At 58.4% G+C, this 23000-nt stretch carries 21 protein-coding genes and 1 pseudogene; 8 read left to right on the top strand and 14 right to left on the bottom strand.

All coding sequences use genetic code 11. The features are described 5' to 3' along the window. Positions 1-144 precede the first annotated feature (144 nt). The 14 genes and pseudogenes from CU048_07655 to CU048_07590 all read right to left on the bottom strand — a co-directional run bounded on the left by CU048_07655 (position 145) and on the right by CU048_07590 (position 15892). A complete protein-coding gene (locus CU048_07655; GenBank protein ID QBR71178.1) occupies positions 145-1560 on the bottom strand; it encodes an 8-oxoguanine deaminase in 1416 nt (471 codons plus the stop codon). Positions 1561-1766: 206 nt separating this feature from the next. Further along, positions 1767-2351: a hypothetical protein gene (locus tag CU048_07650; GenBank protein QBR71177.1), complete on the bottom strand. Its 585-nt coding sequence runs from the start codon at positions 2349-2351 to the stop codon at positions 1767-1769. 95 nt (positions 2352-2446) lie between these two features. Further along, positions 2447-2788 (bottom strand): hypothetical protein, encoded by a 342-nt coding sequence (locus CU048_07645; GenBank protein QBR71176.1) that lies wholly within the window; start codon positions 2786-2788, stop codon positions 2447-2449. A gap of 184 nt (positions 2789-2972) precedes the next feature. After that, positions 2973-4602, bottom strand: a pseudogene (locus tag CU048_07640) (4-diphosphocytidyl-2C-methyl-D-erythritol kinase). Next, entirely contained in the window at positions 4599-5630 is a 1032-nt protein-coding gene (locus CU048_07635) for an XdhC/CoxI family protein (protein QBR71175.1), read from the bottom strand. The pseudogene CU048_07640 and the gene CU048_07635 overlap by 4 nt, the downstream one beginning before the upstream one ends. Positions 5631-5656: 26 nt before the next feature. After that, entirely contained in the window at positions 5657-6391 is a 735-nt protein-coding gene (locus tag CU048_07630; GenBank protein QBR71174.1) for a carbon monoxide dehydrogenase, read from the bottom strand. Between the two features lie 10 nt (positions 6392-6401). After that, positions 6402-7241: an XdhC /CoxI family-like protein gene (locus CU048_07625; protein QBR71173.1), complete on the bottom strand. Its 840-nt coding sequence runs from the start codon at positions 7239-7241 to the stop codon at positions 6402-6404. A gap of 2 nt (positions 7242-7243) precedes the next feature. Beyond that, positions 7244-8443 (bottom strand): carbon monoxide dehydrogenase, encoded by a 1200-nt coding sequence (locus CU048_07620; protein QBR71172.1) that lies wholly within the window; start codon positions 8441-8443, stop codon positions 7244-7246. Between the two features lie 3 nt (positions 8444-8446). Next, a complete protein-coding gene (locus CU048_07615; GenBank protein QBR72749.1) occupies positions 8447-9328 on the bottom strand; it encodes an ATPase in 882 nt (293 codons plus the stop codon). Positions 9329-9408: 80 nt separating this feature from the next. Then, positions 9409-11829, bottom strand: a complete 2421-nt coding sequence (locus CU048_07610; protein ID QBR71171.1) for a carbon-monoxide dehydrogenase large subunit — start codon at positions 11827-11829, stop codon at positions 9409-9411. After that, on the bottom strand, positions 11826-12326 hold the full coding sequence (locus tag CU048_07605) for a carbon monoxide dehydrogenase (GenBank protein QBR72748.1): 501 nt from the start codon (positions 12324-12326) through the stop codon (positions 11826-11828). The genes CU048_07610 and CU048_07605 overlap by 4 nt, the downstream gene beginning before the upstream one ends. Positions 12327-12352: 26 nt before the next feature. Beyond that, positions 12353-13219 (bottom strand): carbon monoxide dehydrogenase, encoded by an 867-nt coding sequence (locus tag CU048_07600; protein QBR71170.1) that lies wholly within the window; start codon positions 13217-13219, stop codon positions 12353-12355. Positions 13220-13524: 305 nt separating this feature from the next. Further along, the gene (locus tag CU048_07595; protein ID QBR71169.1) at positions 13525-14721 is read right to left on the bottom strand and encodes a LytTR family transcriptional regulator; all 1197 of its coding nucleotides are present in this window, start codon (positions 14719-14721) and stop codon (positions 13525-13527) included. 133 nt (positions 14722-14854) lie between these two features. Beyond that, on the bottom strand, positions 14855-15892 hold the full coding sequence (locus tag CU048_07590) for a fatty acid desaturase (protein ID QBR71168.1): 1038 nt from the start codon (positions 15890-15892) through the stop codon (positions 14855-14857). Positions 15893-16187: 295 nt separating this feature from the next. Between CU048_07590 and CU048_07585 the strand changes: the two genes are divergently transcribed. The 8 genes from CU048_07585 (at position 16188) to CU048_07550 (ending at position 22924) form a co-directional block, all read left to right on the top strand. Beyond that, positions 16188-16397 carry a hypothetical protein gene (locus CU048_07585; protein ID QBR71167.1) on the top strand — a complete coding sequence of 70 codons (210 nt, stop codon included), beginning with the start codon at positions 16188-16190 and terminating at the stop codon, positions 16395-16397. 265 nt (positions 16398-16662) lie between these two features. After that, positions 16663-17580, top strand: a complete 918-nt coding sequence (locus tag CU048_07580) for a hypothetical protein (protein QBR71166.1) — start codon at positions 16663-16665, stop codon at positions 17578-17580. Between the two features lie 139 nt (positions 17581-17719). After that, positions 17720-18742: a hypothetical protein gene (locus tag CU048_07575; GenBank protein ID QBR71165.1), complete on the top strand. Its 1023-nt coding sequence runs from the start codon at positions 17720-17722 to the stop codon at positions 18740-18742. A 19-nt stretch (positions 18743-18761) separates the two neighbouring features. Beyond that, positions 18762-19505, top strand: coding sequence for a hypothetical protein (locus CU048_07570; GenBank protein QBR71164.1), 744 nt, complete (start codon positions 18762-18764; stop codon positions 19503-19505). 54 nt (positions 19506-19559) lie between these two features. Further along, entirely contained in the window at positions 19560-20303 is a 744-nt protein-coding gene (locus tag CU048_07565) for a 3-oxoacyl-ACP reductase (GenBank protein ID QBR71163.1), read from the top strand. A gap of 185 nt (positions 20304-20488) precedes the next feature. After that, on the top strand, positions 20489-20725 hold the full coding sequence (locus CU048_07560; protein ID QBR71162.1) for a hypothetical protein: 237 nt from the start codon (positions 20489-20491) through the stop codon (positions 20723-20725). Positions 20726-20869: 144 nt separating this feature from the next. Next, positions 20870-22126 (top strand): beta-ketoacyl-[acyl-carrier-protein] synthase family protein, encoded by a 1257-nt coding sequence (locus CU048_07555; GenBank protein QBR72747.1) that lies wholly within the window; start codon positions 20870-20872, stop codon positions 22124-22126. After that, on the top strand, positions 22127-22924 hold the full coding sequence (locus tag CU048_07550) for a hypothetical protein (GenBank protein ID QBR71161.1): 798 nt from the start codon (positions 22127-22129) through the stop codon (positions 22922-22924). Positions 22925-23000: the final 76 nt, after the last annotated feature.

Below are 23000 nucleotides of genomic sequence, written 5' to 3'. Positions count from 1 at the left end.
CCGTTGTCTTGATTTTCGGGACGATCGGACATTTGGGGTTCTTTGCGGTGTTTGTGGCCCGCTGGCCAGCCCGCTCTTGGATATTAGGCTGGAAGCTTGGCGAAGCTGAGAGGTGGTTTGAACGGCAGGGCTGCCGGCCGAGGCCTAAACATGGAGTGCGGCCAGGCGGGCGGCGTTGCGATTGTGCTCCCGGATGACAGGATCCATGTCGAGCGTGACGATCTCGCCCTTGTCGACGATCAAGCGTCCGCCAACCACCGTATGGCGGGCTCGGGTCGGCGCGCAAAAGACCACGGCCGCGACCGGATCGCTGAGACCACCGGCGTAGGCGATTGCGTTGAGGTCGAGCGTGAAGAAATCGGCGTATTTTCCTGGCTCAAGCGAACCGATGTCGTTTCGCCCGAGCACGGAAGCTCCTCCGATCGTGGCGATCTCGAGGGCATCGCGCGCCGTCATCCACTCGTTGGCACGCAGTGGATCGGAGGTGGAAAGCACGGTTTGCGGTCCTTCGGGAGGCAGCAGGCCAATCTTTAGCCGCGCGAGCAGCATGGTCTCGCGCACCTCGATCAGGAGGTTTGAGCCGTCATTGCTTGCCGCGCCGTCGACCCCGAGCCCCGTTTTGACGCCTGCATCGCGATATTTCTTCACCGGCGCAATGCCCGAAGCGAGCCGCATATTCGACGACGGGCAGTGACAGACCCCGGCGCCCTTGGCCGCAAACAGGCGGATCTCGTCATCGTTGACATGGACCGCGTGTGCGTACCAGACATCGTTTCCTACCCAATCGAGGGATTCCATATAGGCGACCGGCCGCAGTCCCTTATGCTCGAGGGTATAGCGCTCCTCGTCCAAAGTCTCGCAGAGATGGGTGTGGAGATGCACGCCATAGTGGCGCGCCATTTTGGCCGACTCGCGCATCAGCTCGGCGGTGACGGAAAAGGGCGAGCAGGGCGCAAGCACGAGCTGCAGCATCGAGCCGGGCGAAGGGTCGTGATAGCGCTCGATAACCCGGATGCAGTCCTTGAGGATAGCGTCTTCGGATTCCACACAATCGTCCGGCGGCAAGCCGCCTTTCGATTGGCCGAGCGACATGCTTCCCCGCGAGACGACGAACCGGATGCCAAGCTCAGCGGCCGCCGCGATCTGATCGTCCACCCTGCAGCCGTTCTGAAAAACATAGGCGTGGTCGAACACCGTCGTGCAGCCTGAGAGGGCTAGCTCTCCGCAGCCGACCAGCACCGCGGTGCGCGTATCTTCCGGTGTCCGGCTTCCCCAGATCCGGTAATGCGCCTTGAGCCAGGGAAAGAGGTTGGTATTCTGCCCCGTAGGCAGATTGCGCGTGAGAATCTGGTCGAGGTGATGGTGGCAGTTGATCAGGCCGGGAAGCAGGATATGGCCGCGAAGGTCGAGAACGACATCGGCCGTCTCCGGCAATTCGGCGCTCGAGCCAACCTGCTCGATCACCCCGTCTCGTGCAAAGAGCCCGGCATCCCTCAGTTCACGCCGCTGTCCATCCATCGTCACGAGCACGTCGGCGTTCTTTGCGAGCAGAGTCGCCATGTGAGTCCCGAAAGTCGCTGTAAAGGCGCGGCGAACGCCGGTTAGTTCGATACCGTAAACTGCCGGGCAGCGACTGCCAACCCGCGCTGGTCAAGAGGGGCACACTTTACCGTCTCTTCCGACAGGCCGGAAGGTCAGGTTGACCTTGGCCGGACATTCGGGAACATTGGCCGCACCTCGGCGGCGTGATCCTGATTCAGCAGATCTCATTCCGTCGCGCGCGGTAGCTGAGGCGGCTGGAGAGCAGCTTCGGTGGCTTGCTCCTTTAGCAAAGCCAGCAAGTCGTCTCCGTCTTGAACCTCGATTTCTTTATCGCCCAAGCGAACTTTTATTTTCCGTTTCGCGCGGAGATCGCGCCAATCTTTGGCAGTGCCGATGACATTTCGCGCGAAAATGGCGAACGCGGCAATTGACCCTGCGGCGTAAGTTATCGTCTGCATGCTGATATAGTCGTGTCCCGGCATGCCTCCGAAATAATGCGGACCCGAATAACCACGGGGGTTGTGCATTCTTTTCCGAAAATCCTCATTGGCTTGTTTGGACGTTTCGGACTCGCCTCGTTGGGCATTGTTCTTGATTGATAAATTATTGAGTTCCGCTTCTTTCTTGATTTCCTTCAGGAACGTTTCATTTTTTTCCACGTCAGCCACGGAAGCCGGGGTCACGCTGTAGCGGTGGGCCACCGTCTCCGGATAGATGTGCTCCACCTGCTCTTCGACAAGCAAAAGTTCAAATTTCATCGTCATTGCCGGTATCCCGCTGGTCGCTGGTTTCGCGCGGAAGATCGACATTTACCTCATTGCGGCCGCAAGGGACAAGCCAATCTGCCCGGCATGGAGCCGATAAAACAGTTGGGCTTTCCTGCGGAGGCGATTGGCCTGCGAACTCACGCATGCGGGGGCGCTAACATCAAAGGTTCTTTGAGTCGCACAATCTGATGCACCCCGTCCGCATCGACGATTTCGACGCTGGCCAGGAGGCCGGTTCCATCCTCGACATAGATCTCGCGAGGCTTGGGAATCATATGGTCGAGTCCCTGGAGCGCGACTTCGACTAAATCGTCCTTCGGGTCATACACTAGGCCAATCAGGGGCAACCATGTGGCTTGTATTTGGTCACCGAGACGAAGCGACGCCACTTCGATTTCCGCCTGGCAGCCGTCGAGCATTTTGGAAAGGCGATCGAGAAATGGATGCCACTCTGCTTTTTCGAGCTTTCTAACGGTCATAATCGTCTCCGTCTTTTGGTCGCCGCGCGGCGCATCCGACTCATTGCATTGCCATATTCACAATGGCTTGCAGATATGAAACATCTATGGCGCAATGACGCTGAGGCCAGCCCGAAGCTAAGACTAACCGTGAGCGGTGCATTCAAATCCGAATTCTATCCACGCCGCGGGCATTTCCTGGAGCCTATCGCCCAGGCTGCCGAACCATGCTCAACCGGCGTAGCGCCTCCGGAGTATCTATATCGATTTCGATCGCTGGATCATCCACCAAGCATTCCACCACATCTTTGCCCGCGGCATCGATCACCGCCCGGGCGCCTCGATCGCCATCGAAGCGCTTTAGGGCGTCGAACAATTTTCTGCCGATCAGCGCCGGATTGCCCCGCAGCTTCCCGCGCACGGGGACAACCGCGGACGGCGGCTGCGCCGATTCCCCAAAAGCTTGGATCAAGCGATCGATGAGGCCCGCCGAAATGCTTGGCATATCGGCGAGCAGGATGACCGCTCCGGCCGCCGTTTCAGGCAAAGCGGCGATCCCTGCTTGCAACGAGCTTGCAAGGCCGGTCGCGTAAGCCGGATTGAAGACGAAGGTGAGGTCAAGCGGCGCCAGCGCCGCTTCAACTTTCCCGGCGGCATGGCCGGTGACAACGATGATGGGGCGCGCGCGGGACGCCATCGCCGCCTCCGCCACATGTCGGACCAACGGCTTCCCATGCAAAAGCGCGATGAGCTTTGTTTCTTCCCGGCCAGGCTCAAATCGCGACGACTGGCCGGCGGCCAGGATGATCGCCGCGACCTCAGCCATCGGGCATCGCGCTCGGCTCCGGGCGCGTGACGATTTCCAAGAGGAGACCGCCGACGCCCATACGGCGAATATCGGCGCTGCGGACCGGGATGCCTGCCAAAATCCGGTTTAAAACGAAATCGAAGCCATTCTCCTTGGGAGAGCGGGCGCAGCCCGGTGCGCCGATGACAGGTTTTTCGGCAGCGTCACCAGGGAGGGAGCCCAGCAGCAAAAGATTTCCGGGATCGACCGGCATGCCAAAATGCTCGATCCTGCCGCCTGCCTTCTCGATGGCTGACGGCACTATATCGCGCCGGTCGGTGATTGCAGAAGCGCCAAAAATGACGATCAGGTCGCTTTCGCTTTCGATTCGGTGGAGCGCCGAAACGAGCGGGGCGGTCTCATGCGGCACACGCTCCTCGACCGCAATCCGGCTTCCGGCACGGGCGAGCCTCTCGTCGAACACATGCAGCGTCTTGGTGACGGTCGATGGCTTCAACCCTGGCAGAAGCGTCGAGACAACCCCGACGCGGAAGGGGCGAAAGGGCGCAATGCGCAAGGGAGCTTCGCTGGCGATCGCCACGGCGCGGTCGAGCGTGTCACGAGCCACTGCGAATGGAATAATTTTGGCTGTGGCAATCATCTCGCCTTCGACGACGCGGCGAAACGGCAACAAAGTCGCAAGCGTGATGGATTCATCGACCAGATTGACACGGTCTATGACGGGAGCATCGGCTAGGAGGACGCCGTTGCATCCGGCCATGAGGTTGCAACGGCCTGTGTAGGCCTTGTCTCGATGCACATGGGCGCCCGCAAGGCTTTCGGCGAGGCGACCAGCGGCCTCGTTCTCCCCCACCTCGCCAAGCTCCGCGCGCGCGACGACGATTTCGGAAATGCCGGCCGCCTGGAGGGCCGCGATCTGGCCCGCGCCAATCCATTCGCCCTTCTTTAAGGTCAAGCCAGGCCTTCTGATGGCATGAGCGAGCAGAACGCCATTGCTTTCGGCAACCGGGAGCGATCCAAATTTCACGCGGCCTTCTCCGTCTCGGCGCGCAAGTGCTTGCGGCGCAATTCGGCAATGATTTCACCCAGGATGGAGACGGCGATTTCGGCCGGGCTGACCGCCCCGATGTCGAGTCCGATCGGAGCATGGATGCGCTCGAGTGCCGCGTCGCTGAAGCCTTTGCCGCGCATGCGCTCCAGCCGCTTGGCATGTGTCTTACGCGACCCGAGCGCGCCGATATAGAAGCAATCCGCGCGCAACGCTTCGGCCAAGCCCTGATCGTCGATACGCGGGTCGTGAGTGAGCAGCACGACAGCGGTATAGCGATCAAGATACAAGGGCGGGAGCGCGACGTCAGGCCATTCGGCGATGAGCTGCACCGAAGGGAAGCGTTCCGGAGTCGCAAAGGCATTGCGCGGATCGACGATGATCACGTCGAAACCGGCGAGGCAGGCGATCGGCGCAAGCATTTGCGAAACATGGACGGCTCCGATCACGATCAATCGCACCGGGGGCACTTCGACGCTCACGAACAGCTCTCTGCCCTCCCATTGCACCATCCCGCTCTTGCCGCGCCGCAGCCGTTCTTCCAGAATGGCGGCCAGGGGATCGGAGACGGCATCCGCCCCGCGGATGAGGCGCTGGTCGCCTGAAGCAATATCGGTGGCGAGCACGCACGCGCGCCGCAGGGCCCGCTCGGCGTTGAAAGCTGCAAGGAGATCGGCGCGGTTCGCCTCAATGCTTTGAACAAGGACCTTGATCCGGCCCCCGCAGGAAAGCCCCACCCGCCAGGCCGTCTCATCCGCGACACCGAATTCAAGCATGCGGAGTCCGCCCCGCGCGATCACGTCCAGCGCCTCGGTGATGACATCGCCTTCGACGCAGCCGCCGGAGACCGACCCAAGAAAATTCTCTTGTGAGTCGATGACCAGATGGCTGCCGACAGGGCGCGGCGCCGACCCCCAGGTTTCGACCACGGTCGCCAGCGCGACAGCTCGGCCGGCCTCCATCCATTCTTGCGCCTTGCGAAGAATATCGCCTTCGGTTTCCAGCATGGCGGGACCTCCGATTCCGGATCCGATCAAAGGCGGATGAGTACGCTCTCGCATGAAGCCTCACGGTTGGAAATAGGGTGCTCGGCCGAAAAGAACTGCGCGCACGTAAAAGGTCGCACCATTGCGCTCGCCGTGTGCGGGAAACCGCCGAGGCAGCTCATTTGCCCAGAGAGGCAGATCGCGAGCAAGGATGCCACGCTCGATCCGAAGATTTTGCCGAACCAGCTCTTAAAGAGTGCATTGAGGGAGGCAAGGAGTTTGCTGAGGCCGCCCGCTGTTGTCGCCGCGCCTTCGGTTGGACGCGCCTCGGTAATGGCCTGAGGTTCGTCCACGACCGAGCCGAATTTCACGAAAAAATCTCCCGCGAGCTTATGTGCGGTGCCGTCGATCAAGCGCCCGCCCAGCTGGGCGAGCTTGCCGCCGACGTCGGCCTTTGCCGTGTATTGCAAAAGCGTAGCATCGCCATCCGGAATGAGGCTGACGTGGGCGCCCCCCTTAGCGAAGCCGGCGCCGCCGCCGGAGCCTTCACCGGTAATTGTGTAGCCGTTCGGCGCATCTATGTCGGAAAGCGTGATCATGCCTTTGAAGGAAGCCTTCACCGGTCCGATCTTCAACGTGACCGTCGCGCGCATCTGCGTATCGGAAAGCTTTTCGATCGTCTCGCACCCCGGGATGCATTGCTTCAGCACATCGATGTCGTTCAGCGCGGCATAGACCTTTTCGCGCGAGGCGGCGATCTTCTGAGTTCCTGTCATATCCATGAGGCTGCTCCTATTTCTGGACGACGATCTGTCGCGGTTCAGATCGATGTCCTTGCCGCCTTGCCGCGATGACTTCCGCTAAAATAGAAAGCGCAATCTCATCCGGCGTGATGGCGCCGATATCGAGTCCGGCGGGAGCCTTGAACCGACTGAGCGTTGCTGGGTCGACGCCTTCGTCCGCCAAGTCCTTGCGCAAGGCCTCTGCCTTTTTGCGCGAGCCGACGAAAGCTATGTAGGCGGAAGGCACCGCGAGCGCCGCCTTCAACGCTGCGCTGTCCCCTTTGCCCTGCGTTGCCACGACAATGAATCCGTTGCCGCCATACCGGTCCGGCGGCTCGAACCCTTCGACGAGAAGGTCGACCTCGCCAAAAGCGGAATGATCGCTCGCCGCCGTGCAGACGATCACGTAAAAGCCGAATTGCCGGGCGAGATCGGCCAGGGCGACGCCGACGGGCGAGCTGCCGCAGATGACAAATTGCGGCCTCGGCAAAACCGGCTCGATGAAAATATCCATTGTGCCGCGGCTCGGACACATGTTTTTGGCGAATTCTATTCCCTCGCGGGCCTCACCCGCCTTGATCCCAAGCTGGTCCAGCAGATCCTTCGGCTGCACGCTGACGAGGCGTGGCTCGCCATCCTCGATCGCGTCGTGGGCGGCGCGCAGGACCGCGCCCCTTGCGCATCCCCCGCCAATCCAGCCGGCAGAGATCGTGCCATCGGGACGGATGATCGCCTTGGCGCCGGCTTTTGCCGCGGTCACGGAGATGGTTCTCACCACGGTGGCCAGCGCGAAAGGCTCGCCCTTCGCCTTCATTTCCTTGATAAGCTCCAGAACGTCCATCGTCGCCATGGTCAGAGCCTCGCAAGATAGGGTTCGAGCGCGACAAGACTTTCGAGGTTATGCGCGGGCGCGAACAGATCGATGTAGGGCAAGGCCGCCTTCATGCCGCGCGCCTCCGGCGCATAATCTTGCCAGCCGAGCATGGGGTTCAGCCAGGCGATGCGGCGGCAGCGGCGGCGCAGGAGACGCATTTCTGCGCCGAGCCGCGCCGGTTCGCCGGTGTCGTAGCCATCGGAGACGATAAGAACTGCGGTGCGCGAATGAATCATCCGGCGCGCGTGCCAACGATTGAATGTGGCAAGACTGTCCCCGATTCGCGTCCCGCCACCCATGCCAGTCGCGATGAGCGAGAGGCGCTCCACCGCGCGCGCCGCGTTTTTTTCGCGCAACGCCGGCGAGATATGCGTGAGCCGGGTATGAAAAACAAAGGCCTCGGCTTCCAAAAACGTATCCAGAACCCCGTGCATGAAGCGCAAAAATACCGGCGCGTAGAGGCTCATGGAGCCTGAGGCGTCGAGCAAGATCACAAGCCTTAGCGGCTTGTGCTTCCGGCGACGGCGGTAGAGTTCAATCGGGGTCCCACCATGCGGAATGCTGTGGTGGATGGTGCGGCGAAAATCGAGGCGCCCATGGGTGCGATGGGCGCGGTGCCGCCGGGTCAAGCGGACACGCATCGAGCGCGCCAACCGGCCCGCCAAGGCATAGGCCGCCTCGACCTCGGCCGGATCGGTCATGTGACGAAAGTCGGTCTTGGCAAGGCTCTCGGCGCTGGATGCGCCTTCGCGCCGGCTCTGCCCTTCGGTAATGTCGGCCGCTGCTCCGCTCCGCACGCGCTCCACGCGGTCGGCCTCGCCGGCAGAAAGGGAATCGCCGGGTGCGAGGGTTTGGCTCCGCGCGGCCGGTTGATGCGGCGATGCGCCACTGGTCCGCAACGCCGACTTGATACCGCGGGCAAGCCAAAAGGCAGCAAAGATTTCGTCGAACTTTTCCCAGTCGGACCGTCGACTGCAGAACAGCGCCCGGAATGCGGGGCGCAGCCGCCCGCTGCGCTGGGCGATTGGATCGGCAAGCAGCGCAAGCGCGTCCCGTGTCTCGGCGAACCCGGTTGCAAATCCATTGTTGCGCAGAACCTGGACGAATGCGACGAGCCGCCTGCGCATGGCTTCGCCGGCCTCTCTTTCGTCAGACATCCGCGACACCAATGCAGCCATGGCTTAAGCCACCTTGCCTAAAAGCCGGTCGCTGACCTCGCGCGTCATCCGGGCTTTATCCTCGGCCGTTTTGATCAAACACATGAGGGTCTCGAAAATTGCTTCCGGGTCCTCCTGCAGCCGGCGCACGCCCAAGCCGACGAGCGCAGCGGCCCAATCGAGCGTTTCGGCGACGCCGGGGGTTTTACGCAAATCTTCCTTGCGGACCGACTCGACCATCGTCGCGATCTGCAACGCGAGCGCCGCGTCAATATTCGGGAGCCGGGCCAAAAGGATGCGCGCTTCCCTCTCCACGTCGGGAAAATCGACGTAATGATAGAGACAGCGGCGACGCAAAGCATCCGACAATTCCCGGGTGCCGTTCGAGGTCAACACCACACGTGGAATGGAAACGGCGGTCATCGTTCCAAGTTCAGGGATGGAAATCTGGAAGTCCGACAAAAGCTCAAAAAGAAACGCTTCAAATTCTTCGTCCGCACGATCGATTTCATCGATCAGCAACACCGGAGGCCGCTGCTGCCGGATCGCCGCCAGGAGCGGGCGTTCAAGCAAATAGCGTTCGGAAAAAATGTGTTCTTCTATATGGTCGGGATCGTCTCCTTCGCGTGCCTTGATGGCGAGCAGCTGACGCTGGTAGTTCCATTCGAAAAGCGCGGCATTCTGATCGAGCCCCTCATAGCATTGAAGCCGTATCAGTCTGGTCTCGTGCACGCTGGCCAGCGCCCGCGCAACTTCGGTCTTGCCGACACCTGCCTCCCCTTCCAATAAAAGCGGGCGATGCAGCATATCCATGAGCCAAAGCGCGGTCGTCAGATCGCGATCGGCGATGTAGCCGCTCTCGGCAAGCCGCTTTGCGATCCAGTCGCGGGGTGTGGCGTCAGTCATGTCCATTCACCGACGGATTTCCGATCCCGTTCGAACATGCTTGGCATCAGCGCCTTCCGGACCGAAACCCCGATCGGACATCATGCATGGAGCCCTAGCCGTTCGGCCACGGTCCAGAGCCGCCATGCGTCGTGAGGCATTTGAATATGTCCAGCTTCAAGGAACGCGAAAGCGTCGTTGACCGCATTGGAGAAACAGGGAACGCCGCCCACATGCGGGCTTTCACCGACACCTTTCGCGCCGATCGGATGGTGCGGTGACGGCGTTACGGTGAAATCTGTTTCCCACTTCGGGGTTTCGACCGCGGTCGGGAGAAAGAAATCCATAAAGGACGCACCGAGGACGTTTCCCTGTTCGTCATAACGGATCTCCTGGCCCATCGCGACGGCGAAGGCTTCGGTGAGGCCGCCATGAACCTGCCCTTCTATGATCATCGGGTTGATGCGTGTGCCGCAATCGTCGAGCGCATAGAAGCGCCGCGTTTTGGCGACGCCGGTATCCACATCGATATCCATGACGCAGAAATAGGCGCCGAAAGGATAGGTCATGTTCGGCGGATCGTAATAATCGACCGCCTCCAGACCCGGTTCCAGGCCAGGGGGCAGGTTGTTATAAGCCGCCCAGGCAATCTCCTTCATGGTTTTGAACTTTTCCGGCAAACCCTTCACCCGGAAGCGGTCAATGTCCCATTCAACATCATACTCGGAGACTTCGAGCAGGTGCGCCGCGATCATCTGGGCTTTGGCCCTGATCTTGCGCGCGGCCATGGCCGTTGCGGCCCCGGCGACCGGAGTCGAACGCGATCCATAGGTGCCAAGACCGTAAGGCGCGGTGTCGGTGTTTCCTTCCTCGACTGTGATGTCTTCGGCCGGGATGCCGAGTTCGGTGGCGATGATTTGACCATAGGTCGTCTCATGGCCCTGTCCCTGGCTCTTCGTCCCCATGCGGGCGACGATGGAACCCGTGGGATGAATGCGTATTTCGGCCGAATCGAACATTCCTACGCCGAGAATGTCGCAATTGCGGGAGGGACCGGCACCGACGATTTCGGTGAAGAAGGAAACGCCGATTCCCATCAATTCGCGGGTCTCGCCCCGGCGGAATGCCTCTCGTTTGGCTTTCTGCTCTGCGCGCAGGGCAGGGTAGCCCACGGCATCCATCGCCTTTTGCATGGCCACAGGATAGTTGCCGCTGTCATACTCCCAACCCAGTGCGGAATGATAAGGGAATTGCTCGGGCATGATGAAATTCTTCATCCGCAACGTGGCGGAATCCATACCGAGTTTGTGGGCCAGAACTTCGATGGCCCGCTCAATGGCATAGACGGCTTCCGTCACCCGGAACGAGCAGCGGTAGGCGACACCGCCGGAGGCCTTGTTGGTGTAGACGCCGTCGACGTCGAGGTGGGCCACCGGAATGTCATAGGAGCCGGTGCAGATGTTCATGAATCCGGCCGGCCATTTGGTTGGATCCGCACATGCGTCGAAGGCGCCATGATCTGCCAACACATGAATGCGCATGGCCAGCAGCTTGCCTTCTTTTGTCGCCGCGAGCTCGGTGGTCATGTGATAGTCGCGGGCGAATGAGGTGGTCGAAAGATTCTCCATCCGATCTTCGACCCATTTGATCGGCACGCCGAGTACGATCGAAGCCACGATGGCGCAGACATAGCCTGGATAAACGCCGACCTTGTTGCCGAAGCCGCCGCCGATGTCCGGAGCGATAACGTGAATTTTATGCTCGGCGATTCCCGACAGGATCGATACAACCGTGCGCACCACATGCGGGGCCTGGAACGTACCCCAGACCGTCAACTCGCCCTTGATCTTGTCCATCGAGGCGACGCACTGACAGGTTTCGAGCGGCGAGGGATGGATGCGATGATAGACGAATAGATCCTTGGTCGTGACTTCGGCGGTCTCGAAGACCGCGTCGGTCGCGGGCTTATCGCCAATCTGCCAATTGAAAATATGGTTGTAGTGTTTGCGCTTGCCGTGGACGCCGTCGAGCTTGTCCTTGATATCCTCGCGCAGCAGCGGAGCATTCGGTTCCATCGCCAAAAAGGGATCGACCAGGACCGGAAGCGCCTCATATTCCACTTCCACGAGCTCGGTTGCGTCGGACGCGATGTAGCGGTCTTCCGCCACGACGAAGGCGATTTCCTGATTTTGAAAAAGAACTTTTTCATCCGCCAGAACGGCCGCGACATCGCCGGCAAGGGTCGGCATATAATGGAGATTGAGCGGCTTGAGATCGGCTGCGGTCAAGACCGCCTTCACGCCGGGAAGTGCCAAGGCTTTCGATGTGTCGATGCTCTTGATGCGCGCATGGGCGTGGGAGGACCGAACGAAGTCACCAAACAGCATGCCTGGAAGCTTGACGTCATCGACATATTGGCCCCGTCCCTGCGTGAAGCGGATATCTTCGACCCGCTTGCGCTTGCAGCCCATGCCCTGAAGCTTTTCGACGCGCTGGTCCTGGGTGGGGGTAAGGTCGTTCATTCCGCGGCCTCCTGGTAAGGCACGCCATTGATTTTTGCGGCGGCATATTGAATGGACTTGATAATGTTCTGATAGCCGGTACAGCGGCATAAATTGCCGGAGATACCCGAGCGGATCTGATCTTCGGTCGGGTGCGGGTTTTCCTGCAGGAGGCGGTGCGCGCGCATGATCATGCCCGGCGTGCAATAGCCGCATTGCAGCCCGTGCATCTGGCGAAAGCCTTCTTGCAGCGCGTGCAGCGTGCCATCCGGCGCCGCCATGCCTTCGATGGTCACGATGTTGGCCCCATTCGCCTGGACCGCGAACAAGGTGCAGGATTTGACCGACATCTCATTGAGGTCGACCGTGCAGGCGCCGCAATGACCGGTGTCGCAGCCGATATGCGCGCCGGTGAGGCCGACTTGTTCCCGCAGAAAATGAATGAGCAATGTTCTAGGCTCGACCAAAGCCTCCGTGACACGCCCATTGATGGTCATTTTGACCTGGACCTTCGACATGTGTTGCTCCGCTCGACTGACGTTTGTCATCCTTGGGCGCGTGCTTTCGCGCGTTCGATTGCGCGGCGAACCATCACTCCGGCCATTTTCGTGCGATATTCAGCCGGGCCTCGACCGTCCGTGGCCGGACTGGTGATGGCTTCCGCCGCAGCCGCGGCATTTGCGATCGCGGCTCGGTCGAGCCCGGTCCCGACCAGCGCCCGCGCCGCCGCCTCGGCCAGGAGGGGCCTGTCGGCAAGATTGGTCAAACCAATGGAGGCCGTCACGCATTTGCCATTTGCCATGGTGAGGATCACGGCGGCCGCGGCGACGGCATAATCTCCGACCTTGCGTTTCAGCTTCTCATAGGCATAGCCGTGGCCCATGGGCGGGATGGGGATGCGGACCTCGGTCAGAATCTCATCGTCTCGGCGTGCGGTGTCATAAGCGCCGAGGTAGAAGTCTCGTGCTCGCACGCGGCGCGTGCCGTCCGGGCCTGCGAGCTGGTACTCGGCATCAAGTCCCATCATGAGCGCGGGCATGTCATTGCCTGGGTCGCCATTGGCGACATTGCCGCCCAGCGTCCCAAAATAGCGTATCTGCGGATCGGCGATCAGCAGTGACGTTTCGCCGATGATCGGCAGCGTTGTCGCCAGAAGCTGCGAGCGGATCATTTCGGCCTGCGTTGTCATGGCGCCGATTACGATGACGTCATTCTCTTGCCTGATGCCTTTGAGACCGCTGATGCCGGCAAGGTCGATCAGATGTTCCGGGGCCGACAAGCGGGTTTTCATGACGGGAATTAGGCTGTGGCCGCCGGCGAGCGGACGTGCCTCCTCGCCCAGCTGGGCCAGAAGAGCGACGGCTTCCTGCAGGGTTGCCGGCTTATAATATTCGAAACTTGCGGGGATCATGCGCCCCTCCCTTTGCCTTCCCCTCACGACTGTTTCGCCGTGCTCGCTAAAGGATCATGGTTTCATGGGAAGGCGGCAACTGGCGATGCACGAAACGTAAAGAATTCTAACGAATTCCGGGTTACGGAGTTCCCTTCGAGAGGCGTCACTCTCTCAAGATTTCACACTTCGGCCGCGGAAGGACCTCCCGCATTTCGTGTTTGCACGAAATGCGGTGATTGCCGCCATTCAAAACAAGAGGAGCGCGTGCGGTCAGCTGAGTCTCTGTCGCAGCTAGCGACAACCGGCGCGAGCACGGCAGGCTTTCAATCGCCGGTCATCGTTCGATTCTGCAAAACGGTTCGAAGCTCGTTGAACTTTGCCCGGCTGACGGGAACGGTTCGAGGCAAAAGCCCAGTTAATTCGGCGATGGTGTTGTCCCCAGCCCGGCGAACGCATTTGACCCGATCCAGGTTGATGAGATGACTGCGATGGACACGCAGGAAAGGGCCGCCCGCCAATTGCTCTTCAACTTCTCCGATGGCGAGCGGACAGAAAAAACTCTGTAGGCCATCAAACACGGAGGTGTAGTGCGCGTCCGCTTGAACCGCAAAAATATGCTCGGGGCTGATGGAAAGCTTGATTCCCTCGCGTTCGATGGGAAGCATCTTCGGAACTTGCGTGGACGGAGGCTCAGCGAAAACGGCGGGCGGTTCAGCTCTCGGTGCCTCTCCTGCTTGTCCGGCTTGAACCCATTCAGTCGCAAAGCTCACTGCTTCCAGGGGCTGCAATGCTTCGGCCCGTCCCGGCGTTTGACTCGATTGCTCCGGTACAAAGGTCAAAAGAAAAACTCCGGACAGCGCGAACGCGACGAAAGCCACGACGATGGCGAGTAGATCGGGGGAGACCGCGGGTGAGCTCGGCGGTATCATATTCGTCAGTGGATAGAAGGCCGCGCCGGCCATCGCCGTGTAGTGCATCCCGGAAATCGCTAGACCGAGGAGCAGGGCGCAGACGAACAGGGAAGGCCGTCGTCTTTCGTTGAAGGTAAGCCAGAGCGCCGCCGCAGAGGCGGCGATGCTGATCACGATGCTGGCTCCGACCAGGCGGAAGTCGTGGACCATATGCGCGCTCGCATGCAGCGCCCACATGCCAGTGTAATGCATGGTCACGATGCCGCCGCCCATGACGATCGGCGCTGCGGCCAGGGTGAAATAGGTGCGTGGCCACAGGCTGACCGCCTCCAGGGCCACGCCGACGACCAGCACGCAAACGAGGAAGGAGAGAAGCGTGGGCAGCACGAGATAGTTGACTGACACGGGCAGGCGCGCGGCGAGCATGCCGATAAAATGCATGCCCCAAATGCCAACGGCGAGGGAACAGGCGGCTCCCGCCAACAGGAGCCTTCGCGTGGACCCATGCGATCCCTTGATCTGCAATGCTATGCGCAGACCGACATAACTTCCCTGAATAGCGATGAGGAGGGAAAGCAGGACCAGGCTCGGCTCGTAGATAAGAGGCATGAATGCGCCTCCGTCCTCCTGCCCAGTTTATGCCACCATCGGCATTCGTTTTATCGATGGGCGTTGGCCCCAGATTAAAGCGGGCCGCCTCAATTGAAAACGAAAATATCGACGCGTCCCCGGATCGCTTCCTTCAGCCGGCATAGCGCAGGCGGTGCATCTCTTTGAAGGAAATCAAGCGCCGCCGCTCTTCGTCCCAAAGCACGAGACGCACACACCCAAGGCTTTGCCGCAGAGTCAGCCGACCGGAGTCGCGAAGCTCTGGGTAGTCGCGCAGCACGTCCTGCAAGCGATAATAAGGTATCCTGCTCGATAGATGATGCACGTGGTGAACGCCGATGTTGGCGGTAAACCACCTCAAGATTGGGTGAAGATCGTAATGCGAACTGCCGTTCAGGGCAGCTTTATGCATGTTCCAGTCTTTGTCCTCGGCCCAGTGAGTGTCTTCGAACTGGTGCTGCACATAAAACAGCCAGACGCCGCCCGCCGTCCCCAAAAGCACGATCGGAAGCTGAATAATTAGGAACAAACCGATGCCGACCAGCCACATCATGAAGGCGATGACGACGGCGATGGCCAAATTGGTCGCCATGGTGCTGATCCAGGGCGTCCGGCCTTTGCGCATGAAGCCGAAAGGCAGACGGTTCTTGAAGATAAAATAGAAGGCGGGACCGATCCCGAACATCACGATCGGATTGCGATATAAGCGATAGCGCAGCCGGCCCCAAGGGGAACATGCGGCATATTCACGGACAGTGAGGGTTTCGATGTCGCCGACGCCGCGGCGATCCAAATTGCCGGACGTCGCGTGATGGATGGCGTGACAGCGGCGCCAATAATCATAAGGGGTCAGGGTCACTATGGCGATCAGCCGGCCCGTCCAGTCGTTACCTCGTCCGTTTCGAAAAAACGACCCGTGCCCACAATCATGCTGAATCATGAACAGCCGGATCAGAAGTCCGGATGCGGGAAGGATCAAAAGAAGATAAAGCCAGATTTGTTCGAAGCGCAACGCGATCAGCATCAACATCCAGGTCAGCGCGAAAGGAATGGCGGTGACCGCAAGTTCATAGATGCCGCGCCGAAGACTCGGCCGATGGTAGGCACTGAGCTTGCGCGTCCAGCTCCGAGCATCCGACTCAGAAGATGTGGTTTGAAAATCGGCCAGCATGGTCGTCTCTCCGTCTCGCGCGCGTTTGATCGCGCGTTACCGAGCGGATCGTCGATGTTCTGGGATAACCTACGGCGAACTAGGGTCCAGCCTTGAAAGCAAACTTATTAGTTGCAGCCGATGGGTGATGCAAGCGCAGCGGCGAAAATCTGGAAGCGTGTCACCCATAAGTGTCACGACAGCCTTGTCTGGCGCCGCAGCGCTGGCCTGTTACTGACGAAATCGAGCTATTCGATTCCGACATTGTCCGTTCGTTTGGGAAAACATCACTGCGGACCCTTCGCTGTCTTATTTAATGATTCCATCACAGGATTTGTTGTTCGCGATCCTTTGCGGAAGCGAAGGCCAAGGGCAGGGACAAGCCTTTCTCAAGCCAGCGTCTTCAAGAGCCGCTCATAAGACAGATGTCCTTCCTGACGAGGTCGATCGACCGGTGGGCTCCATGCGGGCGAATGAAATGCCGCAAGCCAACGCAGCTTTGCGTCGGATCGAGCCCAACCGCTGACCCGACTTCTGCGATGGGTGGAGCGGAGCCAACTCGGAAGCACGGTAGATAAGCACGCAAAATTCGGGACCTGCGCTAAAGTGCCGCATAAGCTAAAAATTTTTAACAGACATTAACTAGCAGATTGAAAGTTAGTAAAATCTTTGGTAATTGTGCAGATGCGAACTCGGCTGCACCGAAAGTGATGCAGCGTTAAACCCAGAGCGATTTATTTCATTCTTAGTCGCTCTCAGTATTTTTTTGTTTATTTTGGGGGTAACAAGCGATGAGTGGACTCGAGAGCATAGTTGAATTTGGCTGTCTTTCGGACGAGCAGCGCTGGAACGCCAATCGTTACGATTTCACCTGGTTACCCGAATTGGATCAACATGATCGTCAGATCGTTAAACTTCTCGACTGCTTGGCAGACGGAGAATTTTCGGGGCAAGCCTCTTCGGCTCAGCTCTACGAACTGATGATCCGAGAGGTTGAAAACGGCTATCCCAAGGAGCTTCAGTGCGACTGGGCTGAAATTTATTCCTATGCAAATATCATCGTTTACGAAGAAATGCGGCATGGTTTGTCGCTAGGGACCGCCAATTACTTTATTAATACCGGCAAGACCGACTTTATAAAGCAGATGTCGGTACGCGATTTTGGACGCAAGTATGTCTGGTGCTATGACGAGCGGCGTTACTGGGATATTTACAGCTATATTTTAGCGCATTTGTTTGGGGAGGTCGTGAACACTGAGCTTTATCGCGACATCCGCGCCAAGGTTCACCATCCTGAACTCAAGCAGATCATTACCAACGTCATGACCGACGAGGCGCGCCATACCCGTGCTTGGGCGAACCTGATCCGGAATCTCATTCAATCCGATCCCCGCCATGAGGCTCGTGCTTTGAAGTCTCTCAGCCGCGGTCTGATCTTCCACAACGCGATGGTGCATGAGACCTATTTTGAAGGTCAGAATAAAATGCTCCGGCTGTTCTCCTCGGCAGAGGGCGGCAAGGCCGGCGCCATCGATCGCATCGTCAAGATCAAACATGGGTTGCTGGGCGAACTCTTCGGCGACAAGAACCCAATGAGCATGGAAGAGATCAAGAAGATCCATTTGGAATTCCTGGCGTCCTCGATGGGCGAAACTCGCGCCATTGCCGACGCCGAAGGAAACATCAATTTTCTAAAGGAAGCCGTTTGAGGCTTCCTGGCAACGACTGCAGCGAGTAGGCCCTGGAGCTTGTTGGCAGCTCCCTAGGCCGCTCCTTTCAGCCACGACATGCAGGCGGGACCGCCGCAATCCTTTGCGGAAAGCGGACGGATCGTCTCGCCACCGTGCGATGCCCTGTCTCGATGGCATGCCGCGGATCGTGAACCAAGCATTTCGACGCCCCAATCTGTTTTTGAAAGAGTGCGCGCTCATGAACCAGCAAATTGCGAGTCCTGGCTCAAGCTTGGTCGTCAGAACGATCCCGTTCGATCTCGATGCGGCCTTGCGCGGAAATGGTCGCTTCGGTCCCTATTGGTTCGATGACAAGGGAATAGCCTATCTGGCAATCGGCTATTCATTCGCGCTCGAATATTCGGAGCGCTTCATCAATCTTGCCGATACGGTCCTGCCAAATTTTATCAACGACGGCAGTTTACGAAAGCAGGAATCGACCTTCAATCACCAGGAAGCCAATCATGCGAAATATCATCGCATCTTGAACGAGATGGTGGCGCCGACGCCGCCCACCTCCGAAAAGTATAATCCGCGCGTCTATGATTTCTTCTACAGCAATTACAAAACCTTTCGCGAACCCTTGATGCAACGGCTATTCGAACCGCAGGACGAGCGCGAGCTCATGGGTGCGGTCAACGAGACCATGTTCCGCAGGGCTGCCTTTGAAACCGTGACTTGCATCACGGGACTAACCTACTTCGATTTTCTGTTCGACGAGGGACGCTTGACCGAAACCTTGTCGGCCACGCGAACGCCCGCCGTGCTTTATCTATTCGGATATCATCTGGCCGAAGAATTGGAACATTGCACCACCGCTTTTGATGTGTACGACAGCATTTTTCATGAGCCGATGTGGTCTCAGCAATCCATTGCGCAGGTGTTCGGAAATCCGGCCCAATCGATCGATCATGAAATCAATAGTGCCGCCTTTTTTGTTGCCAAACACGCCGGCCAGGAATTGAGCCTTTCGGAGTTGCAGAACAATGCGTTCGCGAAGCGGCAAAGAGAAATACAGGCGGAGATGATCGCTCCCGGGTTTCATCCGGGCCGCGGCGCCTGCAAAGAACGCAAGGACTATTTTGTCGCGAAATGGGACCGGGAATGGGAACCGATTCTTCGCGATCGAATCGCTGCTTAGATGTCTTGAATCCGGGTTGATGTGCTTCGACCCGCCATTGCTGCCTTGCTTCTCTGAAGCTTCGAGCGGCCCGATTTGCTGGAATTACGAAATGTCGGAAGTGAATGTGTACCTCGGTCATTTGGATAGCGCGCGTTTGCCGCATGACGCTCTGAGAGATTGGCTTGATTCAGAGGAAAGGACTCGTTGCGCGGCCTATGGACGTGAAATCTTGCGCCGCCGCTTTGTCGCCGCTCATGCCGCGCTCCGCCTGGTCCTGGGACGTGTATTGGGACGCCATCCGGCGGAAATCATTTTTCGCAGAAACGCATGGGGACGCCCTGAGATGCCGGAAGGTCCGGCGTTCAATCTCTCCCATGCCGGTCCGCAGGCCTTGATCGCGGTCAGCGCACAACAAGCCATTGGCGTGGACGTCGAATTGCGTGAGAGGAAGATGTCCCGTGAGGTCTACGACGCCGTCACATCAGCCGCAGAACATCGAGATACAGCGGATGCCGGTGATCGTCTTCGCTTGTGGGTGCGCAAGGAGGCTGTCCTCAAGGCTCTTGGGCTTGGTCTTTCCTTCGCGCCTCAGGCCGTGACAGTGGGGGGCCATGCCACGGACTACAAGTGCTGGAAATCTATTCTGATCGCGGAGGCCGGAAAGCTTCGCGAATTCAGCCTCGTCGATTTGGCTCTCCCGCATCGTTTATACGGAGCATTGGCGATCCATGGGGCCCCGAAGCCTGGGCTCACACTCAACGTCCAACCGCTCGTCATTTGAGCACCAACACGCACGGGAGATTGAAAACCATATGGTTGCCAGGAGTGCGTCTTGATGGACTATCCGGGGAAATGGGTTTTTGTGACCGGAGGTACACGCGGCATCGGCCGAGGCCTGGTCCACGCGCTTTCCGCACGCGGCTATCCGGTCGTTTTCACTTATAAGAATTCGGTCGCCGAAGCTCAGCAGGTTGTTACCAAGGTCGGCGCGGCAGGCGGGATATGTGAGGCACATGCGTGCGATTCCGCTTGCACCGAGACGGTCTTCCGCCTGGCCAAGCAACTCGTCGAGGAACATGGTCCGCCCTATGCGTTGATCAACAATGCCGGCATTGCCAAGGACGGTCTTTTTTCGAATATCAGCCCCGAGGACTGGAACGCGGTGCTGCAGAACAATCTTACATCAGCCTATGCCGTCAATCGGGCCTTTCTGCCCGAAATGTATCAAAGCGGCAATGGATGCATCATTCACATCAGCTCGGTGACGGGACTGAAGGGGAACGTCGGACAAAGCAGTTATGCGGCCAGCAAGGCGGCCATGATCGGCATGACCAAATCACTGGCCGTCGAAGTCGGGCGCTTCAATATCCGCGTGAATGCCGTCGCGCCGGGATTGATCGACACGGATATGACGAGCCAAATACCGCCCGCGCAAACGAAGAGGCTCATTGGTCAGATCGCGTTAGGCCGCTTTGGCAACGTCGAGGACGTCGCGCGGATGGTTGAGTTTCTGCTGGGGCCAGGGGGGCACTATGTGACCGGGCAGACCTTTGTGGTCGACGGAGGGCTGACTGCCTAACCGCAAAGTTCATTTGAGGATACGCGCCATTAAGTTTGTTCGAAGTATTAAATAGCAAAGTCATAATAAGTCAATTTATATACAATATTGTTGCCTTACATAAATGTAACTACACATCAACAATGACTCTTAATACATGCAGAATGCTTGAGGCCTCCGCTGAATTTATTGCAAAGGATTGAACAATGGAAACGTTTGAATTGTTGAAATCAACGATTGTCGAGATCAGCGATGTGGATCCTAGCGAGATCGCGCCGGACTCCAAGCTGGTGGACATGAATCTTGTCAGTCTGGATTACGTCTCGATTCAAGTTGCCGTAAAGCGGAAATACGGGATTCAGATCGATCTGGGCGAATTGGAGAAGCAGAACCTCGTTACGATCAATGATTTCGCCAACTATATTTCGACCCTTCGGCAATAGAAATTTTCGCTTAACCGAAATTGCGACATTCGGCTGGTCGATCTTCGACCGGCACGCTTCCCGACCATGGTCGCGCGAGCAGCTTTTGCTCCGGAGGTGCTTAGGGGCGGGGGGCTCCGTCGCAAACAAAAGGAGATAATGGGAATGATCTCGTCACAGCGTGAACGGCGCGTAGCCGTCACCGGTTACGGTGCGATATGCGCCCTTGGTCGCGACTCGACTGAGATCTGGGAAGGAATCCTCGAGCATCGACGAGGCTATGCGAAGGAAGATCATCCAGATCCTGCTGTCGTTGCCAAATTCTTCGGGTTTATTCCGTATGAGCTCGACATGAAGCGCTTCCCCAAGAGCTTGCTCAAGGCTCTCCCGCGCTTCACCAAGCTCGGTATTTCCGCAGCCGACGAGGCTGTCCGCATGGCCTTCGGCAATACGGCCATCGATGATTTCTACGACCCGTTCGAACGGGGAGTCATCTTTGGAGCTGGGTGGGGAGGCCTCGATGATACGATCTATCACAACGATGAATATCGGGCGGAGGGGCTGAGCAATCCCTTTTCCAATATTCTGGCGATGTACAGCGTTGGCTCGGCTGCGATGTCGATTCGCTGGAACCTCCGGGGCTATCAGAACACGCCTGTCGCCGCCTGCGCGACAGGAAGCATGTCGATCGGCGATGCCTACGAGATCATTCGGCAAGGTCGGGCAAAGATGATGCTCGCCGGCGGCGGCGAAAGCATCAAGGGAGCCTTCAACGTTTGGACCGTCGATATTCTTGGAGCCCTCAGCAAGGAACAGGACGTCATTGAGAAAGCCTGCTGCCCGTTCAGTCTCGATCGCAGTGGCTTCGTCATGTCGGAAGGTGCCGCGGTCCTCTGTTTGGAAGAGTACGAGACCGCCAAACAGCGCGGAGCGCGGATTCTGGGAGAAATCGTCGGCTATGGCAGCTATTCGGATGCCCGCGACTGGACCTCGCCGGCGCCGGATTGCCTTGGCCGTCTCAAATCCATCCAAGCCGCCTGCGACCAGGCACGGGTTTCCGGAAGCGATATTGATTATATCAACGCGCATGGAACCTCGACCCAATTGAACGATGCCAATGAAACCGAGTCTTTGAAGCTTGCGTTCGACAAGCGCATGCGGGACATCCCGGTCTCGAGTACAAAGTCGTACACCGGCCATCTCATCGCGGGCGCTGGCGCGATCGAATCGATTTTTTGTCTAAAGACGATGGAAACCGGCACGGTTCCTGCGACCATTCATCTGAACAATCCAGATCCTCAATGCGATCTGGACTATGTGCCTAATGAACATCGTTACAACCAAACCATCGATACGACGCTTAACGTCAATTATGGATTCGGCGGCACCAATACGGCCCTGATTTTCAGAAAGGCCCATTGAATGAACATTCAGTTTGGTGCTGCGGATCTGGAAAAATGGGCGGCTTTTTCCGGCGATTACAATCCGATCCATTTCGAGGCGGCGGCGGCGGCAAGACTCGGTCTAAAGGAAGTCGTCGTTCACGGCATGCTGGCGATGCTGCCGCTCAAGGCGACGATGGAAGAGGTCGCCGCAAAGGATTATCCAGATGGCGCCCGCTGGACCGCATCCTTGCTGAATCCGGTTCCTCTGAGTGCGCCGTCCCGAACGACCCTCGACGTCGGCAAAACGCAAGGCAAGTCGACATTCACTCTGTCGAACGAGCGTGGGGATCTGAAATTCATAAAGGGTTTATATTCGCGTGAGAATTTTGATCGTTGCCTCCCCGATGAAAGGGGCACGCTGGTCCGCGTTCCCGCCGATGAAATTGCCGAAAAGGTTTTGGAATTCCAGGACCATTATCCGTACATATCGCGGCTCTGGGTGTTTTTGGACGCCCTGATTTTTTATCTGTATGTGAAGCGCAATTCTCAAAATGTGTTTGCCGCCGAGATCAAAGACTATTTATCGCGCATTGCGGATCCCGAAGACGCAAGCAACGCGAATTTCTTGGTCGTCCACGCCACCCACACGGTCATGATTTCGCCTACGCTGCTCCATGCTCCGCTGACCGGCCTTCTCCCGCGCTTCGGCTACAGCGTTCGCGGCAAGGACATGATCCATAATTTGAACACGCTCTACGGCATCGTCGAAATTACCATCTGGCTCGACGATGTCCCCGGCCTTATCGTAGAAATGGGTCTCATGGCCAAAAAGTGAAGACGAGGCCGGGTCCCCTCTCGGCGAAAAATTGCGGCCTGCAAGCTCGGGCCTCTTGGCCCCCCCGCGCGATAAG

It is taken from the genome of Beijerinckiaceae bacterium (genome assembly GCA_004564215.1).
In the GTDB taxonomy this organism is placed as follows: domain Bacteria; phylum Pseudomonadota; class Alphaproteobacteria; order Rhizobiales; family Beijerinckiaceae; genus Methylocapsa.
The sequence above is the reverse complement of the archived record's forward strand: the minus strand, read 5'-3'. Positions and strand labels throughout refer to the sequence as shown.

Excerpts from the sequence above, each read along its gene's own strand:
- CU048_07630 (QBR71174.1), bottom strand. The coding sequence starts at position 6,391 with ATGGATATGACAGGAACTCAGAAGATCGCCGCCTCGCGCGAAAAGGTC.
- CU048_07575 (QBR71165.1), top strand. The coding sequence starts at position 17,720 with ATGCCCTGTCTCGATGGCATGCCGCGGATCGTGAACCAAGCATTTCGA.
- CU048_07580 (QBR71166.1), top strand. The coding sequence starts at position 16,663 with ATGAGTGGACTCGAGAGCATAGTTGAATTTGGCTGTCTTTCGGACGAG.
- CU048_07570 (QBR71164.1), top strand. The coding sequence starts at position 18,762 with ATGTGCTTCGACCCGCCATTGCTGCCTTGCTTCTCTGAAGCTTCGAGC.
- CU048_07625 (QBR71173.1), bottom strand. The coding sequence starts at position 7,241 with ATGGCGACGATGGACGTTCTGGAGCTTATCAAGGAAATGAAGGCGAAG.
- CU048_07590 (QBR71168.1), bottom strand. The coding sequence starts at position 15,892 with ATGCTGGCCGATTTTCAAACCACATCTTCTGAGTCGGATGCTCGGAGC.
- CU048_07550 (QBR71161.1), top strand. The coding sequence starts at position 22,127 with ATGAACATTCAGTTTGGTGCTGCGGATCTGGAAAAATGGGCGGCTTTT.
- CU048_07645 (QBR71176.1), bottom strand. The coding sequence starts at position 2,788 with ATGACCGTTAGAAAGCTCGAAAAAGCAGAGTGGCATCCATTTCTCGAT.
- CU048_07610 (QBR71171.1), bottom strand. The coding sequence starts at position 11,829 with ATGAACGACCTTACCCCCACCCAGGACCAGCGCGTCGAAAAGCTTCAG.
- CU048_07620 (QBR71172.1), bottom strand. The coding sequence starts at position 8,443 with ATGGCTGCATTGGTGTCGCGGATGTCTGACGAAAGAGAGGCCGGCGAA.
- CU048_07650 (QBR71177.1), bottom strand. The coding sequence starts at position 2,351 with ATGTCGATCTTCCGCGCGAAACCAGCGACCAGCGGGATACCGGCAATG.
- CU048_07595 (QBR71169.1), bottom strand. The coding sequence starts at position 14,721 with ATGCCTCTTATCTACGAGCCGAGCCTGGTCCTGCTTTCCCTCCTCATC.
- CU048_07635 (QBR71175.1), bottom strand. The coding sequence starts at position 5,630 with ATGCTGGAAACCGAAGGCGATATTCTTCGCAAGGCGCAAGAATGGATG.
- CU048_07560 (QBR71162.1), top strand. The coding sequence starts at position 20,489 with ATGGAAACGTTTGAATTGTTGAAATCAACGATTGTCGAGATCAGCGAT.
- CU048_07585 (QBR71167.1), top strand. The coding sequence starts at position 16,188 with ATGATTCCATCACAGGATTTGTTGTTCGCGATCCTTTGCGGAAGCGAA.
- CU048_07615 (QBR72749.1), bottom strand. The coding sequence starts at position 9,328 with ATGACTGACGCCACACCCCGCGACTGGATCGCAAAGCGGCTTGCCGAG.
- CU048_07600 (QBR71170.1), bottom strand. The coding sequence starts at position 13,219 with ATGATCCCCGCAAGTTTCGAATATTATAAGCCGGCAACCCTGCAGGAA.
- CU048_07605 (QBR72748.1), bottom strand. The coding sequence starts at position 12,326 with ATGTCGAAGGTCCAGGTCAAAATGACCATCAATGGGCGTGTCACGGAG.
- CU048_07655 (QBR71178.1), bottom strand. The coding sequence starts at position 1,560 with ATGGCGACTCTGCTCGCAAAGAACGCCGACGTGCTCGTGACGATGGAT.
- CU048_07565 (QBR71163.1), top strand. The coding sequence starts at position 19,560 with ATGGACTATCCGGGGAAATGGGTTTTTGTGACCGGAGGTACACGCGGC.
- CU048_07555 (QBR72747.1), top strand. The coding sequence starts at position 20,870 with ATGATCTCGTCACAGCGTGAACGGCGCGTAGCCGTCACCGGTTACGGT.